We start from the raw sequence: 598 nt of genomic DNA on the forward strand, positions 1-598 counted from the left end.
CGGGCGCGCATCCCCACCGCGCGCGGCAGGATGCCGTCCGCCCCCAGCGAGGCCGCCAGCCGCGCCACCCCGCCCACGAACATCAGGTAGGTGGTGGCGCACAGGGCCAATGCCAGCGCCCCCAGCACCGGGCCGCCCCACGCGCCGAACAGCGGCGTCAGCAGCGCGGCCACCCCGTCCGGCGGTACGACGATGTTGCCAGCGGCGCCAGCAGAACCCGTCACTGTCAACGTGCCGGTGGCCCCGGTACTGGCCGATGCACTCAATGCCCCCAATGCCACTGATTCCCCAAATACCGGGAACGCCGCGCCGCGCACAGCCAGCCACTGCATGCCCCCCGCCACGGCCAGGTCCACCGCCGTCACGGCGGCCAGCGCACGGATCACCGCCTTGCGGATGGTGCGGCGCGGATTGCGCACCTCCGCGCTGTAGTTGCCCACCACTTCCCAGCCCACCACGATCCAGAACAGCAGCAACAGGGCGTGCCCCAGCATGGCCCAGTCGGGCGCGGGCAGGGCGAACGCGGCCAGGATTCCCGCCCCGGCCCCCCCCGACATGCCGCCCGGTATCGGGGCACCCGGCGTTGCGCTGGCCGCCA

Annotated in this window: 1 pseudogene; it reads right to left on the minus strand. The window is 73.7% G+C overall.

What is annotated here, in order from left to right:
- A pseudogene (locus FVW20_RS18185) lies at positions 1–557 on the minus strand (hypothetical protein); the annotation flags it as partial.
- Positions 558–598 lie beyond the last annotated feature (41 nt).

Origin of the sequence: Nitratidesulfovibrio oxamicus, assembly GCF_015731765.1 — a bacterium.
Lineage (GTDB): Bacteria > Desulfobacterota > Desulfovibrionia > Desulfovibrionales > Desulfovibrionaceae > Cupidesulfovibrio > Cupidesulfovibrio oxamicus.